The sequence below is a fragment of the Sphingomonas sp. Marseille-Q8236 genome, assembly GCF_965112005.1.
The window spans coordinates 2,566,391-2,582,088 of the sequence record NZ_CBCOPO010000001.1 but is presented as its reverse complement, the minus strand read 5'-3'; the positions used below and the strand labels follow the sequence as shown (position 1 = coordinate 2,582,088).

Sequence of the window (15,698 nt, the reverse complement as noted above, 5' to 3'; positions counted from 1 at the left end):
CGTCATGACGCGCAATCCCGTTGGCAAGCTGCTGCTGTTCGGTGCGACCGGCGACCTGTCGCAGCGTATGCTGCTGCCGTCGCTGTTTAATCTTCATTCCGACGGCCTGTTGCCCGAAGACCTGACGATCACCGGCACCGCGCGCTCGGATCATGACGACGCCAGCTTCCGGGCGTTTGCCAGCCACGCGCTCGACACCTTCCTGCCTGATGACCGCAAGGACGAGGAAAAAATTGCGGGCTTTTTAAATCGATTGCAGTATCAGTCGCTCGACGCTTCGACGACGGAGGGTTTCCCCGCGCTGGCGGAGAAGGTCGGCGATGTGTCGAACGGCTTGGCCATCTATCTCTCGACCGCGCCCAGCCTGTTCGAATCGACGATCAAGGGCCTCGAATCGGTCGGCCTGGCGGGTGAGACGGTGCGGATCGGCCTGGAAAAGCCGCTGGGCTATGACCTCGCCTCGTCCAAGGAGATCAACGACGCGGTCGCCTTCGGCTTTCCCGAGGAGCGGACCTTCCGCATTGACCATTATCTGGGCAAGGAAACCGTCCAGAACATCCTGGCGCTGCGCTTCGGCAATTTCTTCTTCGAGCCGATCTGGAACGCCAACGGCATCGACAATGTCCAGATCACCATCGCCGAGACCGTCGGGCTGGAGGATCGCGCCGGTTACTATGAGGGTGCAGGTGCGCTGCGCGACATGGTGCAAAACCATATCCTGCAACTTCTCGCGCTGATCGCGATGGAGCCGCCGGCGCGTTACGACGGCACCGCGATCCGCGACGAAAAGGCCAAGGTCTTCCGCTCGCTGCGCCTGATGACGCCGGAGGAAGTGCCCCAGAACACCGTCACCGGCCAATATGTCGACGGCGCGGTCGGCGGCAAGATCGTCGGCTCCTATGCCAATGAACTGGGCAAGCCGTCCAAGACCGAGACCTTCGTCGCGATCAAGGCGCATGTCGACAATTGGCGCTGGCAGGGCGTGCCCTTCTACCTGCGCACCGGCAAGCGCATGGCGACCCGCCGTTCGGAAATCGCGATCCAGTTCAAGCCGGTTCCGCACTCGATGTTCGCCGGGCGCGGCGGCATCCTTCAGCCCAACACACTGGTCATCCGCCTCCAGCCGGAGGAATATATCCAGTTGCTGGTGATGGCGAAGGAACCGGGTCTGGACCGCGACGGCCTGCGCCTGCGCGAAGTGCCGCTGAACCTGTCGCTGGACGCGGAGTTCGCCGGAACCCGCCGTCGCATCGCCTATGAACGGCTGTTGCTCGACCTGATCGAGGGCGACCAGACGCTGTTCGTTCGCCGCGACGAGGTGGAGGCGCAATGGACCTGGATCGACGCGATCCGCACCGGTTGGAACGCTGCCGACGTCAAGCCCAAAAGCTATCCGAGCGGCAGCTGGGGCCCGTCCGCCGCGATCGCGCTTACCGAGCGGGATGGCGTGACCTGGCAGGACGACTGACACGCCCTATTCGCCGAACGAGGGCGGATGCGTTTTGGCGCCGACTTGGCCCGCCCCAATGGCGGGCCGGGGACGGCTCCGCGAATATCAGGACAGAGATGACATGACCGACGAAATCGAATGGTGGGACTATGAGGATACCACCGAAATGGCGAACGCGCTCGCCGGCGACATCCAGTTCATCATCGAAAGCGCGATCGAGGCGCGCGGCGCGGCGGTGATCGCGCTGTCGGGCGGCAAGACGCCGATCCCGGTCTATGAAAAGCTGGCCCAGGCCAAGCTCGATTGGAAGCGGGTGACCATCGTTCCCGCCGACGAGCGTATCGTGCCGTTGGGCGATCCGCTGTCCAACGTGACGATGATCGGCAAGATCTTCCTCCCCAAGGGCGCAAGGGTCATGCCGATCGTGCCGCAGGCGACGTCCGACTATAAGGCCGCCGGACGTTCGGCCGATGCGCTGATGCAGGAGCTGCACTGGCCGCTCGATCTGGTTCTGCTGGGCATGGGGGCGGACGGTCACACCGCCTCGATCTTCCCCGGCCCCGATTATGACGAAGCGCTCAACGGGCCGAAGGAGCGCCGTGCGCTAGGCCTGATGCCAGAGCCCCTGCCGCCTGAGGCGCCGGTCGCGCGCGTGACGCTCAGCCGCGCCGGGATCGTCTCGGCCCGCTCGATCATGTTCGCCATTTCGGGCCCCGCCAAGAAAAAGGTTCTGGAGGACGCGATCAAGGAAGGCGCATCCTCGCCCTATCCCGTCGGCCGCGTCCTGGCCGAGGTCGAACTGCCAATCGACATCCACTGGAGCGAGCAATGAGCCTGAACGCCGCCGTTTCCGCCGTCACCGACCGGGTCATCGAGCGTTCGAAGCCCGGGCGGCAGGCCTATCTCGACCTGATCGCGCACGAGGCCGAAACGGCGGTGCGCCGCCCCAATCTGGGCTGCGCCAACCTCGCCCATGCCTATGCCGGGACCGAGGAGGACCGCGACGCCATGAAGGCGGATCGCGGCATGAACATCGGCATCGTGTCGGCCTATAACGACATGCTGTCCGCGCACGCCGTCTATTACCGCTATCCGGAACTGATGAAGGTCTGGGCGCGCGAGGTCGGTGCCACGGCGCAGGTCGCGGGCGGCGTGCCCGCCATGTGCGACGGCGTGACGCAGGGCTATGCGGGCATGGAGCTGTCGCTGTTCAGCCGCGACACCATCGCGCTGTCGACGGCGGTCGCGCTGAGCCACGGCACCTTCGAGGGGGCTGCGCTGCTGGGCATCTGCGACAAGATCGTTCCGGGCCTGCTGATGGGCGCCCTGCGCTTCGGGCATCTGCCGATGATCCTGGTTCCCGGCGGCCCGATGCCGACGGGCCTGCCCAACAAGCAGAAGGCCGCCGTCCGCGAGGCCTTTGCCGAGGGCAAGGCGGGGCGCGAGGAACTGCTCGATGCCGAAATCGCCGCCTATCATTCCAAGGGCACCTGCACATTCTACGGCACCGCCAACACCAACCAGATGATGATGGAGGTGATGGGCCTGCACATGCCGGGCGCCGCCTTCGTCAATCCGGGCACCAAGCTGCGCCAGGAGCTCAGCCGCGCCGCCGTGCACCGGCTGGCCACGATCGGGCAGCGGGGCGAGGATTACCGGCCGCTGGGTCGGTGCGTCGATGAAAAGGCGATCGTCAACGCGGCAGTCGGCCTGCTGGCGACCGGCGGCTCGACCAACCACCTGATCCACCTGCCCGCCATCGCGCGCGCGGCGGGGATCATCATCGACTGGGAGGATATGGACCGCCTGTCGGCCGCCGTGCCGCTGATCGCGCGGGTCTATCCCAACGGCTCCGCCGACGTGAACGGGTTCGAGGCGGCGGGCGGCATGCCCTATGTCATCCGCGAACTGCTGTCGGAAGGGCTGCTCCACCGCGAAATTATGACGGTCGCGGGCAAGGACTTGTCCGATTACGGCCAGACGGCGGTGATAGCCGACGACAAGCTCGCCTGGACCCCAGTCGGCGACAGCGGCGACGAGACGATCCTGCGCCCGGCCGCCGCGCCCTTTTCGCCCGATGGCGGGATGCGCATCCTCTCGGGCAATCTGGGCCGCGCCTGCATCAAGGTGTCCGCCGTTGAGCGCAAGCGCTGGATCATCGAGGCGCCCGCGCGCGTATTCTCCGACCAGTCCGAAGTGCAGGCCGCGTTCAAGGCGGGCGAGCTGGAGCGCGACGTCGTCGTCGTCGTCCGTTTCCAGGGGCCCAAGGCCAATGGCATGCCCGAACTGCACAAGCTGACCCCACCGCTGGGCGTGCTCCAGAACCGGGGCTTCAAGGTGGCGCTGGTCACCGATGGCCGTATGTCGGGCGCGAGCGGCAAGGTGCCCTGCGCCATCCATCTCAGCCCCGAGGCGATCGGCGGTGGCGCGATCGGGCTGATCCGCGATGGCGACATCGTCCGGCTGGACGCCGTCGAGGGTACGCTGAATGCACTCGTCGATCCGGTCGAATGGGCCGCGCGCGAACAGGCCGTGACCCCCGTCCCCGTTCAGGGCATGGGGCGCGAGCTTTTCGCATTGTTCCGCCAGGCCGCCGACGAAGCCGAGAAGGGCGCATCGCCCATTCTCGCCGGCGCCGGTCTGTAAAAGATAAGGGGGAGGACATCATGGAAATCGTTGCCGTCGATATCGGGGGCACGCATGCGCGCTTCGCGATCGCCGAGGTCGAGAATGGCCGCGTCGTCAAGCTGGGCGAACCCTGCACGCAGAAGACCGCCGAGCACGCTTCGCTCCAAACCGCGTGGCAGGCGTTCGAGGCGCATGTCGGCCGTCCGCTGCCCAAGGCGGCGTCGCTCGCCATCGCCTCGCCGATCACGGGCGACGTGATCCGCATGACCAACAATCCCTGGGTCATCCGCCCCTCGCTGATCCCCGAGCGGCTGGGCGCGGACATCTATACGGTCATCAACGATTTCGGCGCGGTCGGCCATGCCGTCGCGCAGGTGCCGGAGGAGGATTTCCTACATATCTGCGGCCCCGAAGAGCCGATGCCCGAACAGGGCGTCGTCACCGTCTGCGGCCCCGGTACCGGCCTGGGCGTCGCGCAGGTGTTGCTGACGCCGCAACGTTATCATGTCATCGAGACTGAAGGCGGGCATATGGACTATGCCCCGCTGGACGGCATCGAGGATGCGATCCTCAAGCGCCTGCGCCGGACCTATACCCGCGTGTCGTGCGAGCGGATCTGCTCGGGGCCCGGCATCGTCGCCATCTATGAAACGCTTGCCTCGATGGAAGGCCGCGCGATGCCCAGCCGCGATGATCGCGAAATCTGGACCGAGGCGCTGGACGGCACCGACTCGATCGCGCTGGCCGCGCTCGATCGTTTCTGCCTGGCGCTCGGCGCGGTCGCGGGTGACTTCGCCCTGGCGCAGGGGGCCAAGACCGTCGTGATCGCGGGTGGCCTGGGCTATCGGATCAAGGACAAGCTGTTGCGCTCGGGCTTCGACCAGCGCTTCGTCGCCAAGGGGCGTTTCCAGTCGCTGATGGCGCGCATTCCCGTCAAGCTTATCACCCATCCCCAGCCCGGCCTGTTCGGCGCGGCTGCGGCCTTCGCACAGGAGCATACATGACCGACATCGCCACCATCATGCGCACCAGCGCGGTCATCCCCGTGCTGGTCATCGACGACGCCGCCACCGCCAAGCCCCTGGCCGAGGCGCTGGTCGCGGGCGGCCTGAAAGTCCTGGAGGTGACGTTGCGCACCCCCGCCGCGCTGGAAGCCATGGCCGAGATGAAGAAGGTCCCGGGCGCGATCGTCGGCGCGGGCACTGTGATCAACGAGAAGCAGCTGCGCGACGTGGCGGATGCCGGCGCCGAGTTCATCGTCTCGCCGGGTCTGACCGACCGTCTGGGCGCGGCGGTGATCGACAGCGGTATTCCCTATCTGCCGGGCGTGGCCAATGCAGGCGACATCATGCGCGGGCTGGACCTGGGCCTGACGCACTTCAAGTTTTTCCCCGCAGAGACCAGCGGCGGGCTGAAGGCGCTGAAGGCGCTGGCCGCGCCCTTCTACCGGGCTCGCTTCTGCCCGACCGGCGGCATCACCGAGGCCAGCGCACCCGATTGGCTCGCATTCGACCGCGTGCTGTGCGTCGGCGGTAGCTGGGTGACCGGCGGATCGATGGCGGACGTCGAGGCCAAGGCCCGCGCCGCGTCCGCCCTTCGCGGCTGATCGCAAACCCTCCCCAAGCGCTGCTTGGGGGGGGACGCTCATTGAGTGGGACGGCGGGGCGGTCGCGCCATTAAAAGAGCGATCCCCTCCGTCACGCTGGCGGCGATCAACCGCCCGCCAGCTCTAGCAACCACGTCCGAAACGCGCGCATCGCCAGCCCTTCCTTGCGCGACAGCAACCGCGTCAGCCAATAACGCCCCGCGTCGACCTCCACGGCGAAGGGCTGGACCAACCGCTCGGTCGTCAGCTCGTGTCCGAACATCGCCTTGGGCGCGAGCGCGACGCCGAGTCCCGCCATCGCCGCGCCCACCATCAACGCCGAGCTGTCGAACATGGGACCGCGCAGGGCGGGCGGCTGAACGCCCGCCGCCTCGAACCAGCGCTCCCATTCGCTGACCCGGTAGGACCGGAGCAACCGCTCGCGGACCAGATCGGCGGGATCACGCAATCGCTCCGCCACCAGGGGCGCACAGAGCACCGTCAAAGGTGCCGCCATCAGCGGTTCGGCATGGGTGCCGTGCCAGGCGCCGTCGCCGAAACGGATCGCGAAGTCCAGTCCCTCCCCTGCCAGATCGACCCGGTTGTTGTTGATCGACACCCGCAGGTCGATATGGGGATGCGTCGCCGCGAAATCGTCGAGCCGGGCGAGCAGCCATCCGGTCGCGAAGGTGCCCACGACGCCGATATTCAGGACATATTGGAACCGGCCATCGGCGAAACGGTCGAGCGTTGCACCGATCCGGTCGAACGTCTCCGCCAGTACGGGCACCAGCGCCTGCCCGTCATCGGTCAGCGCCAGTCCGCGCGGGAGGCGATGGAACAGCCGCGCCCCCAGCCGCTTTTCCAGCGCCGATACCTGATGGCTGACCGCCCCCTGGCTGACGCATAATTCGATCGCCGCGCGGGTGAAATTCAGATGCCGCGCCGCCGCCTCGAAAGCGCGAAGAGCATTGAGGGGAAGTTGCGCGCGGTCCATGGCCTATCATGAGATTGGCTCATGGCTGTGTCTAGGGAAGATGCTTTGTACGCCGCGCATCGCACCCGCATGATCGCGACCGAGGAGAACGACCATGCTAGCCACATTCGCCATCGCCGTCACACTGGCGGCCGCCGCCGGACAACCACAAGCCGATCCACTGACCCAGCCGATCGCGACCGAGCGTGAGGCCGAATGGCTGGCCCCACGCCCGCCGGTACGGGTGTTCGGCAACAGCTATCTCGTGGGCTTTGGCGGGTTGAACGTCGCATTGATCGACACGGGACGGGGCCTCATCCTGATCGACGGCGGGCTTCCCCAGGCGGCTCCGGCCATCCTTGCCAATGTCGCCAAGCTCGGCTTCCGCCCCCGCGACATCAAATATATTCTCAGCACCGAGCCGCATTTCGACCATGCCGGGGGGATCGCCGCGCTCGCACGCGACACCGGCGCGACCGTCATCGCCAGCGCGCGCGGGGCGGAAGGGTTGCGGACCGGACGGCTGGCGGCCGACGATCCTCAGCGTGGTTATGACAGCCGCTTTCCCGCCGTCCGCTCGGTAAGGGTGATCCGCGATGGCGAGCGGCTGGCCCTGGGCAACACCGTCCTCACCGCACGCGCGACGCCGGGCCACACCATGGGCAGCATGAGCTGGACCTGGCGTTCCTGTCAGCGCGACCAGTGCCGGTCGATCGTCTTCGCGAGCAGCCTGAACCCGGTCTCGACCGACGATTATCGCTTCTCGGCCTCCTCCAGCCGCCCCGTGGTCGCCGCCTTCGCGCGCGGCCAGTCTGCGATGCGCGCCCTGCCCTGCGACATATTGATCACCGCCCATGCCGATCAGGACGGCGCGACCGACCGTTTCCGCACCACAGCCGGTGCCTGTCGCGCTTATGCGCAATCATCCGAACGCGCGCTGGCCAGGCGGCTGCGCAGCGAACGGCGCTGAGCCTTACATCTCGCCGCGCTGGCGACGGATCGCGTACCATTTGCGCACATTGGCATTATGCTCTGCCAACGTGTCGGCAAAGACATGGCCGCCCGATCCGTCCGCCACGAAATATAGCGCCTTGCTGTCCGCCGGGTTCAGCACCGCATCGATCGAGGCGCGGCCGGGATTGGCGATCGGGCCGACCGGCAAGCCGGGGCTGGCATAGGTGTTGTACCCGTTCTTGACGTGCAATTCGGACCGCAGGATGCGACGCCCCAGCGGGCGGCCTTTGGTGATCGGATAGATCACGGTCGGATCGGCCTGAAGCGGCATCCCGATACGCAGCCGGTTGCCATAGACCGCCGCCACCGTGCGTCGCTCGGAGGGTTTGCCGGTTTCCTTCTCGACGATCGAGGCCAGGATGATCGCCTGCTCCGGCGAAGCGACCGCGATGCCGGGCTTCCGGTTCGCCCACGCCTTGGCGAGATAGTCGCGCATCGCCTTCTGCATCCGCGCCACCACCGAGGCGCGGGTGTCGCCCTTCTGATAGGCGTAGCTGTCAGGCAGGATCGATCCTTCCTTCGGGACCGACACATCGCCGGTCATGCCATCGGCGCGCATCAGCGCGTCATGGACCAGCACCGAAGGATAACCCTCCGGCACGGGGACCAGCCGCTGGCGAACCTTGCCCTCCTTCAACAGGGTCAGCACATCGGAGGCACTGGCATGTTCGGGAATGGCATATTCGCCCGCCTTGATCGCGGCCCCGCCACCGAACAGCCGCGCATAAAGACGGAAGCGCCCGGCCGAGCGAATCGCGCCAGCCTTTTCCAGTTCGTTGGCAGCGCGGGCGAGGCTCGCCCCTTCGGGCACGACAACGGCGAGCGGCCTGTCCGCCGGGCCGCTGCCCGCCCAGTCATGCGCGACCCAGGCGAAGACGGCGATGCCGATCAGCCCCAGCAGCAACCCGATACAGCCGACCTTGCGCATATATCACCCGGTTAGGAAAGGGCGCGAGGCCCGAACACATAACAACCCCGGCACCGATCCGGGCCCGCTTGCATATCCAGCCCGATGGCGCGGGCCTGAACGTTTTGCAAGCGGACCCAGCGGTCGCCGGGGTTGGAATTCATCGCTTCACTCGATTCGCGCCGAGCGGAGGTCGGGAAGCGGTATGAAAGCTCAGATCGCCTTCATCACCAGCGAGGCGTTGGTGCCGCCGAAGCCGAACGAGTTGTTCAGCACCGCCTTCACTTCACGCTTCTTGGCGACGTGTGGAACCAGGTCCACGCCCTCGGTCCCTTCGTCCGGATTGTCGAGGTTCAGCGTCGGCGGCACGATCTGGTCGCGCAGCGCCAGGATGCAGAAGATGCTCTCGACCGCACCGGCACCGCCCAGCAGATGCCCGATCGCCGACTTGGTGCTCGACATCGACGCGCCCGACAGGTCGTCGCCGAACACGCGCTTTGCGGCGGCCAGCTCGATCGTGTCGGCCATGGTCGAAGTACCATGCGCATTGATGTAATCGATGTCCGACGGCTCCATGCCCGCCTTGCGCAGCGCCATGCGCATCGCATTCTCCGCACCCTTGCCCTCGGGGTGCGGCGCGGTGACGTGATAGGCGTCGCCCGACAGACCATAGCCGACGACCTCGGCATAGATCTTCGCGCCGCGCGCCTTGGCATGCTCATATTCCTCGAGCACGACGACGCCCGCGCCCTCGCCCATCACGAAGCCGTCGCGGCCCTTGTCATAGGGACGGCTCGCCTCGGTCGGGCGGTCGTTCATGCTCATGTTGAGCGCGCGCGCCTGGGCGAAGCCGGCCACGCCCAGCGGGTTGATCGTGCTTTCCGCACCGCCCGCCAGCATGATGTCGGCATCGTCGTCGCGGATCATGCGCGCCGCATCGCCGATCGAATGCGCGCCGGTCGAGCAGGCGGTGACGACCGCATGGTTCGGGCCCATCAGGCCGTATTTGATGCTGACCTGGCCCGAGATCAGGTTGATCAGGCGTCCATGGACGAAGTGCGGGCTGACCCGGCCGGGGCCCCGCTCGTGCAGGTTGACCGATTCGATCTCGATACCCGGCAGGCCGCCGATGCCCGAGCCGATCGACACGCCCGCGCGCAGCTTCGTGGCCTCATCCATCTCGGTCAGGCCGGCATCTTCCAGCGCCTGTCCGGCGGCGTCGATGCCATAGACGATGAAGGGATCGACCTGACGCTGGACCTTGTGGTCGACGCGCTTGTCGGGGTCGAAGCCAAATTCATGGTCCTTGGGCTTCACCTCGCACGCGATGGTGCATTTCTGCCCCGTGGTATCGAACCGCGTGATCGGACCGGCGCCGGACTTGCCAGCGATCAGATTGGCCCAGGCGGTTTCCACGTCCGCGCCCAGAGGCGTGACAAGACCCAGTCCGGTGACGACGACGCGCCGCATATTCCACTCCATTCCACAACGAAAACGGCTCCCCGCCCGCTATGTCGGGGTCGGGGAGCCGCTTTAAACCTGGCCTTGGCGGCCCGTTCGGCCCGCATCACCTGCGGGCCGAGGCCCCGGTATCAGGCCTTGTTCTCGTCGATGTACGTGATCGCGTCCTTGACGGTCGTGATCTTCTCGGCGGCATCGTCCGGGATTTCGACACCGAACTCTTCCTCGAACGCCATGACGAGCTCGACGATGTCGAGGCTGTCGGCACCGAGGTCGTCGATGAAGCTCGCGTCCTCGGTCACCTTGTCGGCTTCGACGCCGAGATGCTCGACGACGATCTTCTTCACGCGGTCGGCGGTCTCGCTCATGGTAATCCCTTCTCGTAATTCATCGGGGGTTGATACTTCCTGAACGCACGTAGAACGCGCGTCCTAGTCTGGCAAGCCCGTCCAGCGACGGACTTTGGCCAGGATAGGATCATTCGTGTCCGTCAGCGGCTCAAAGCATCGCCATGCCGCCGTTGACGTGGAGCGTCTGGCCGGTGACATAGCCCGCCTCCCGCGACGCCAGATAGACGACGGCCGCGCCGATATCCTCGCCCTTGCCCAGATCGCCCGCCGGAATGCGGGTCAGCAGCGCGGCCTTCTGCGCCTCGGGCAGAACGTCGGTCATCGCCGAACGCATGAAACCGGGGGCCACGCAGTTGACGGTGATGTTGCGACTGGCCAGTTCCTGCGCCACCGCCTTGGACATGCCGACGATCCCGGCCTTGGAGGCGGCATAGTTGGCCTGCCCCGGATTGCCGGTCGCACCGACGACCGAGGTGATCGAGATGATGCGGCCGAAGCGCGCCTTCATCATCGGCTTGGCGGCGGCACGGATCAGGCGGAACGCGGCTTCGAGGTTGACGCGGATCACCTGATCCCACTCCTCGTCCTTCATCCGCATGGTCAGATTGTCGCGGGTGACGCCCGCGTTGTTGACCAGGATGTCGAGCTTGCCGCCCAGCGCCTCGACCGCCTGCGGGATCAACGCATCGACCGCGGCGGGGTCGGACAGGTTGCAGGGGACTGCAACATGGTCCCCGCCGAGTTCGGCGCGAAATGCCTCCAGCTTGTCGATATTGGAGCCGGACAGCGCCAGCTTCGCACCCTGCGCCGCCAGCGCCTTCGCCACCGCCGAGCCAAGGCCACCGGACGCGCCGGTCACGAGGGCGGTCATTCCTGTCAGGTCGAACATTGGAAACTCCCTAGAAATTTTGTTCGCGCAGAGGCGCGGAGGACGCAGAGGGGTTATGGTTGTTGACGAGACGGCGTATGCCCTCGCGCAACGTCTCCCCTCCGAAGTTGATCAACAGCCCCACAGGTTGCCCGGTGAGACGAAGATACGTCAGAAGTTGTTTGGCGTGAACAGGAGCCAGTCGCTCCACCGATTTGATTTCCACCACAAGCCGCTCATCGACCAAGAGGTCGATTTTGAAAGCCCCTTCGATGCGCACGCCTTCAAATTCGATATCGATGCTGCGCTGACGCGCGACGGAATAGCCCATGGCCGCCAATCTGGCGGCCAGAACAATTTCATAAACACTTTCGAGAAGGCCGGGACCAAGCTCGCGATGCAGCCGCAAAGACACATCGACTACATCCCCACTGACGAGATCAATGTCCCGCATGGCCCCGATTCCCCCTCTGCGCCCTCCGCGCCTCTGCGCGCAAAAATCAGAGCTTGGCGAGAAGCCCCTCGATATCGTCCATCGTCACGACGCTGACCGCGTCCGCATCGGGCGCGATACGCTTGACCATGGGGCCGAGCACCTTGCCGCCAAACTCGACGAACTGCGCCACGCCCGCCGCTTCCATCGCCAGCACCGATTCGCGCCAGCGGACCATGCCCGTCACCTGCGCCACCAGCAGCGCACGGATCGCGCCCGGATCGGCGACCGGCGCCGCCTCGACATTGGCATAGACCGGGACCAGCGGCGCGCGGATCGTCGCTTCGGCGAGGGCGGCGTCCATCGCGTCGGCGGCGGGCTGCATCAGCGGGCAGTGGAACGGCGCCGACACCGGCAGCAGGACGGCGCGCTTGGCGCCCAGGTCCTTGGCCAGCGCCACCGCCTTCTCGATCGCGGCACGGTGGCCCGAGATCACCACCTGGCTCGGGTCATTGTCATTGGCGACCGTGCAGACCAGCGCCTCGCCACCACCGGCCAGCATCGCATCGACCGCCGCGCCCGCAATGACCTTCGCCTTTTCGAGGTCCGCGCCCAGCAGAGCGGCCATCGCCCCCTCGCCCACCGGCACCGCCGCCTGCATCGCACGGCCGCGCAGCTTGAGGAGACGCGCCGTCGTCGCCAGGTCGATCGCATCGGCCGCGCACAGCGCCGTATATTCGCCCAGCGAATGGCCCGCGACGAAATCGGCCTTTTCCGACAGGCGGACGCCGCCTTCCTTCTCCAGCACGCGCAGGGTCGCGATGGCATTCGCCATGATCGCGGGCTGCGCATTCTCGGTCAGAGTCAGTTCGTCGGCGGGCCCCTCGACCATCAGGCGATAGAGATGCTGGCCCAGCGCCTCGTCGACCTCCTGGAACACCTCGCGGGCGACCGGGCTCGCCTCGGCCAGCGCCTTGCCCATGCCGACGGCCTGGCTGCCCTGGCCCGGAAAGATGAATGCACGCATGTTCGTATCTGCCATGAAACGGTAATAGGATGGCCCGCGCGGTAGAAAGGTCGCCCGCCGCTGGCAAGTCCGAGGCCCTTCGCCGCTTGCCTTTTGCCGCCAAATCGCTATGAGCCAGCGCACCATTGGGCGGGAAGCACCTGCTTCACCCGCCCTCATGCCATTTTGGCGTGACGGTATTGAAGTATGGAAGACAGCCGGAGGGGTGTCCCACATGGGGTGGGCATCAGCGATCGGCCAACATAAGGTAAGCTGCATGGCTCTTTACGAGCACGTGTTCCTTGCGCGCCAGGATCTGGCACAGGCGCAGGTGGACGCGCTGGCGGAAGCCGCCACGAAGATCGTCGAGGACAATCAGGGCAAGGTCGTGAAGACCGAGACCTGGGGCTTGCGTTCGCTGGCGTACAAGATCGCCAAGAACCGCAAGGCGCATTACGTCATGCTCGAAATCGACGCCCCCGCGGGTGTCGTCGCCGAGCTGGAGCGCCAGACCCAGATCAACGAAGACGTGATCCGCTACATGACCGTCAAGGTTGACGGCCATGAAGAAGGTCCGTCGGTGATGATGCGCAAGCAGGAGCGCGACCGCGAGCGTCGTGCCGATCGTGGCGAACGCCCCGACCGCGCTGACCGCCCCCGTCGTGATCGTGAAGAGGAAGCCGCATAATGGCCCGCCCGTTTTTCCGTCGCCGCAAGAGCTGCCCCTTCTCCGCGAAGGACGCGCCCCGGATCGACTATAAGGACGTCCGTCTGCTCCAGGGCTTCGTGTCCGAGCGCGGCAAGATCGTGCCTTCGCGCATCACCAGCGTGTCGGCCAAGAAGCAGCGCGAGCTGGCACAGGCCATCAAGCGCGCCCGTCACCTGGGCCTCCTGCCCTACGTCGTGAAGTAAGGAGTCCTAGAGATGGACGTTATTCTGCTTGAGCGCGTCGAGAAGCTCGGCGCCATCGGCGACGTGGTCACGGTGAAGGACGGCTTTGCCCGTAACTTCCTGCTGCCGCGCAAGAAGGCGCTGCGCGCCAACGAAGCCAACAAGAAGGTGTTCGAGGCCAACCGCGCCCGCATCGAAGCCGAGAACGCGAACCGTCGCGCCGAGGCCGAGGTCGAGTCGAAGACCTTCGAGAACGCCACCGTCACCCTGATCCGTCAGGCGTCGAACGTCGGCCAGTTGTACGGCTCGGTCGCGGTGCGTGACCTGGTCGAGGCCCTGGTCGCCGACGGCCACAAGGTCAACAAGAGCCAGATCGTGCTCGACCGTCCGATCAAGGCGATCGGCCTGTACGACGTGCGCGTCGCGCTTCACCCGGAAGTGGCCGTGACCGTCAAGGTCAACGTTGCCCGCTCGCCGGAAGAAGCTGAGATGCAGGCACAGGGCGTCGACGTCATGGCCTCGATGTTCGAGCGTGACGAAGCCGGCTTCACCGAGGATTACGATCCCAACGCAGAGCCCGGCGCCACCGCCGAGGTTCAGCCGGAGCAGGAAGAAGAAGCGCAGGGTTAATCCCCAGCGCTTCGGCTTTCCGCCGATACAGGAAGGGCCGCCCGGTCATGCCGGGCGGCCCTTTTTGCGTTCTGGAAGACGACAATGTCCGGCGCGGCTTGCGACTGCGCCTGCCGGCTTACGGGCAGCTGACGCAGGCTCCGACCATGGCGGCCAGAGGGATCAGCGCGAAAAACAGAGGCATAATATGTTTCATATCGAGAACCGTCCAAGCCCTTATTGGAACCGATAATACACGGCGCCGTGCAAAAGTTGCGTTAAGATGAACAGGAGGCCCGAAATATTTTCGGCTGATCGCTCTATGGGCTCGTGTCGTCGTCAAAACAAGGGTGTCCAGCCCGGATCATGGGCCGTCCCTTCCAATCGGTTCTGTCGTCGTCTCCCCCGTTTCTCGTGATGCCGACCGACCGACTTATCCGACGGTCACTTGGTCACATCGGCATCGCCATCCTCCTCGGCTTCTGGACCGACCATTGATTTCAGGGTCAGCCGCACGACTTCCTGTCGGAGCACCGCCGCTTCGGCACTGTCGACGGGAAGCTGCTTCAGCGATTGCTCCACCCCCAGTATCGCCTCACGCCTACGCGAGAGCTCTGCGCGTCGGACGAGTTCGCGGCGATAGGCACTCACATCGCTATTGTTGTTCGCCGCCTTGAGCAGGAGTTCGAGGCCTTTGTAGAACGAGCATTGGGCGTGATAGGCATTCACGTCGCGAATGGCGTCGTCGATCGACCATGCCTCGAGCGCCTGACCATAATGTTTCTGGATGTCGGCCTGACGCAACTGGCGCTCCGACCAGATCACCTGACTGATCGCCTGTGCGATCGTGTTACGATAGACGTGAACGTTGATATGGTCGCGGCTGGCCCCTGCAAGGGTCGCTCCGCCCGCCAGGATCGATTTGGCAAGATCGCCCGAGACGATCGACGCTGCCGTGGAAAAGCCCGTCCCGAGAATGCTGAGCGTGGTGTTCACCGTCGCCTCATTGGCGGTCAGTCGCCCAAGTTCCTGAACGCAAATATCATCCGACTGCTTGATAAGGATCGAGGTCAAACGATTGCGATAGATCGAGTTTTTAGTAGCCATCGCGTAGGCCAGATTGCGCCGATCGCTAATCCCGTAATGCGGCGTCCTGCCCTCCTCACGATCATATCGGGCATCGACTTCCGGAAAGGCGAAGCAATCGAGGTTGATCGCGCCCATGCGGGTGTCCGATCCGCTGGCCATGACCAATGGACAGAATTTCTGTGGATAGGCGGCGGTCGAGACCGGGTTGACGCGACTTTGCGCTTCCAGAGCGTTGCGCTGACTGGAGCATCCCGTCAGGGACGCGCCGATACCCAAAACGCCGATCACCGATCGCCACGACGATGCCCTGCCAAACGTCATAATGCCCCCATTATTTCGTCACGAGTCCCGGGCGACGATACTATGGGGTCAAACAGGCATCGCCATCCTATCGTATCCGGATCGGTGGAACTGATCCGCTCCGGCCGGTG

17 protein-coding genes are annotated in these 15,698 nt (G+C 65.4%); 9 read left to right on the top strand and 8 right to left on the bottom strand.

Features of this window, described 5'->3' with window-relative positions:
* The first annotated feature begins 4 nt into the window (after positions 1 to 4).
* The 5 genes from zwf to eda all read left to right on the top strand — a co-directional run bounded on the left by zwf (position 5) and on the right by eda (position 5,684).
* Positions 5 to 1,468, top strand: coding sequence for a glucose-6-phosphate dehydrogenase (gene zwf, locus ACWPWT_RS12370; protein ID WP_454279840.1), 1,464 nt, complete (start codon positions 5 to 7; stop codon positions 1,466 to 1,468).
* Between the two features lie 103 nt (positions 1,469 to 1,571).
* On the top strand, positions 1,572 to 2,282 hold the full coding sequence (gene pgl / locus ACWPWT_RS12365) for a 6-phosphogluconolactonase (protein ID WP_261267965.1): 711 nt from the start codon (positions 1,572 to 1,574) through the stop codon (positions 2,280 to 2,282).
* Positions 2,279 to 4,096 (top strand): phosphogluconate dehydratase, encoded by a 1,818-nt coding sequence (edd, locus tag ACWPWT_RS12360; protein ID WP_454279839.1) that lies wholly within the window; start codon positions 2,279 to 2,281, stop codon positions 4,094 to 4,096. The genes pgl and edd overlap by 4 nt, the downstream gene beginning before the upstream one ends.
* 20 nt (positions 4,097 to 4,116) lie before the next feature.
* Positions 4,117 to 5,082 carry a glucokinase gene (gene glk, locus ACWPWT_RS12355; protein WP_454279838.1) on the top strand — a complete coding sequence of 322 codons (966 nt, stop codon included), beginning with the start codon at positions 4,117 to 4,119 and terminating at the stop codon, positions 5,080 to 5,082.
* Positions 5,079 to 5,684 (top strand): bifunctional 4-hydroxy-2-oxoglutarate aldolase/2-dehydro-3-deoxy-phosphogluconate aldolase, encoded by a 606-nt coding sequence (gene eda, locus ACWPWT_RS12350; RefSeq protein WP_454279837.1) that lies wholly within the window; start codon positions 5,079 to 5,081, stop codon positions 5,682 to 5,684. Before glk ends, eda begins: the two co-directional genes overlap by 4 nt.
* A gap of 106 nt (positions 5,685 to 5,790) precedes the next feature.
* Here the strand turns inward: eda and ACWPWT_RS12345 are convergent, their stop codons facing one another.
* A complete protein-coding gene (locus ACWPWT_RS12345; RefSeq protein ID WP_454279836.1) occupies positions 5,791 to 6,660 on the bottom strand; it encodes a LysR family transcriptional regulator in 870 nt (289 codons plus the stop codon).
* A 94-nt stretch (positions 6,661 to 6,754) separates the two neighbouring features.
* Here ACWPWT_RS12345 and bla point away from each other — a divergent pair, with 94 nt between their 5' ends.
* Positions 6,755 to 7,609, top strand: a complete 855-nt coding sequence (gene bla, locus ACWPWT_RS12340) for a subclass B3 metallo-beta-lactamase (RefSeq protein ID WP_454279835.1) — start codon at positions 6,755 to 6,757, stop codon at positions 7,607 to 7,609.
* Positions 7,610 to 7,612: 3 nt separating this feature from the next.
* Here bla and mltG read toward each other — a convergent pair whose 3' ends face one another.
* The 6 genes from mltG to fabD all read right to left on the bottom strand — a co-directional run bounded on the left by mltG (position 7,613) and on the right by fabD (position 12,699).
* A complete protein-coding gene (gene mltG, locus ACWPWT_RS12335) occupies positions 7,613 to 8,581 on the bottom strand; it encodes an endolytic transglycosylase MltG (protein ID WP_454279834.1) in 969 nt (322 codons plus the stop codon).
* 192 nt (positions 8,582 to 8,773) lie between these two features.
* On the bottom strand, positions 8,774 to 10,030 hold the full coding sequence (gene fabF, locus ACWPWT_RS12330) for a beta-ketoacyl-ACP synthase II (protein ID WP_454279833.1): 1,257 nt from the start codon (positions 10,028 to 10,030) through the stop codon (positions 8,774 to 8,776).
* A gap of 122 nt (positions 10,031 to 10,152) precedes the next feature.
* Positions 10,153 to 10,389 carry an acyl carrier protein gene (locus tag ACWPWT_RS12325; protein ID WP_007403554.1) on the bottom strand — a complete coding sequence of 79 codons (237 nt, stop codon included), beginning with the start codon at positions 10,387 to 10,389 and terminating at the stop codon, positions 10,153 to 10,155.
* A 130-nt stretch (positions 10,390 to 10,519) separates the two neighbouring features.
* Positions 10,520 to 11,260 (bottom strand): 3-oxoacyl-[acyl-carrier-protein] reductase, encoded by a 741-nt coding sequence (fabG, locus tag ACWPWT_RS12320; protein ID WP_261267973.1) that lies wholly within the window; start codon positions 11,258 to 11,260, stop codon positions 10,520 to 10,522.
* 10 nt (positions 11,261 to 11,270) lie between these two features.
* Positions 11,271 to 11,693 carry a GxxExxY protein gene (locus tag ACWPWT_RS12315; RefSeq protein ID WP_454279832.1) on the bottom strand — a complete coding sequence of 141 codons (423 nt, stop codon included), beginning with the start codon at positions 11,691 to 11,693 and terminating at the stop codon, positions 11,271 to 11,273.
* 46 nt (positions 11,694 to 11,739) lie between these two features.
* Positions 11,740 to 12,699, bottom strand: a complete 960-nt coding sequence (gene fabD, locus ACWPWT_RS12310) for an ACP S-malonyltransferase (RefSeq protein ID WP_454279831.1) — start codon at positions 12,697 to 12,699, stop codon at positions 11,740 to 11,742.
* Positions 12,700 to 12,955: 256 nt separating this feature from the next.
* Between fabD and rpsF the strand changes: the two genes are divergently transcribed.
* Genes rpsF through rplI form a run of 3 tightly spaced genes read left to right on the top strand, consistent with a single transcriptional unit; the run spans position 12,956 to position 14,199 of the window.
* Positions 12,956 to 13,366 (top strand): 30S ribosomal protein S6, encoded by a 411-nt coding sequence (gene rpsF / locus ACWPWT_RS12305; protein ID WP_037567458.1) that lies wholly within the window; start codon positions 12,956 to 12,958, stop codon positions 13,364 to 13,366.
* Entirely contained in the window at positions 13,366 to 13,590 is a 225-nt protein-coding gene (gene rpsR / locus ACWPWT_RS12300; protein ID WP_007403456.1) for a 30S ribosomal protein S18, read from the top strand. Before rpsF ends, rpsR begins: the two co-directional genes overlap by 1 nt.
* 12 nt (positions 13,591 to 13,602) lie before the next feature.
* Positions 13,603 to 14,199 (top strand): 50S ribosomal protein L9, encoded by a 597-nt coding sequence (gene rplI, locus ACWPWT_RS12295; RefSeq protein WP_261267976.1) that lies wholly within the window; start codon positions 13,603 to 13,605, stop codon positions 14,197 to 14,199.
* 423 nt (positions 14,200 to 14,622) lie between these two features.
* Here the strand turns inward: rplI and ACWPWT_RS12290 are convergent, their stop codons facing one another.
* The gene (locus ACWPWT_RS12290) at positions 14,623 to 15,588 is read right to left on the bottom strand and encodes a hypothetical protein (RefSeq protein WP_454279830.1); all 966 of its coding nucleotides are present in this window, start codon (positions 15,586 to 15,588) and stop codon (positions 14,623 to 14,625) included.
* Positions 15,589 to 15,698 lie beyond the last annotated feature (110 nt).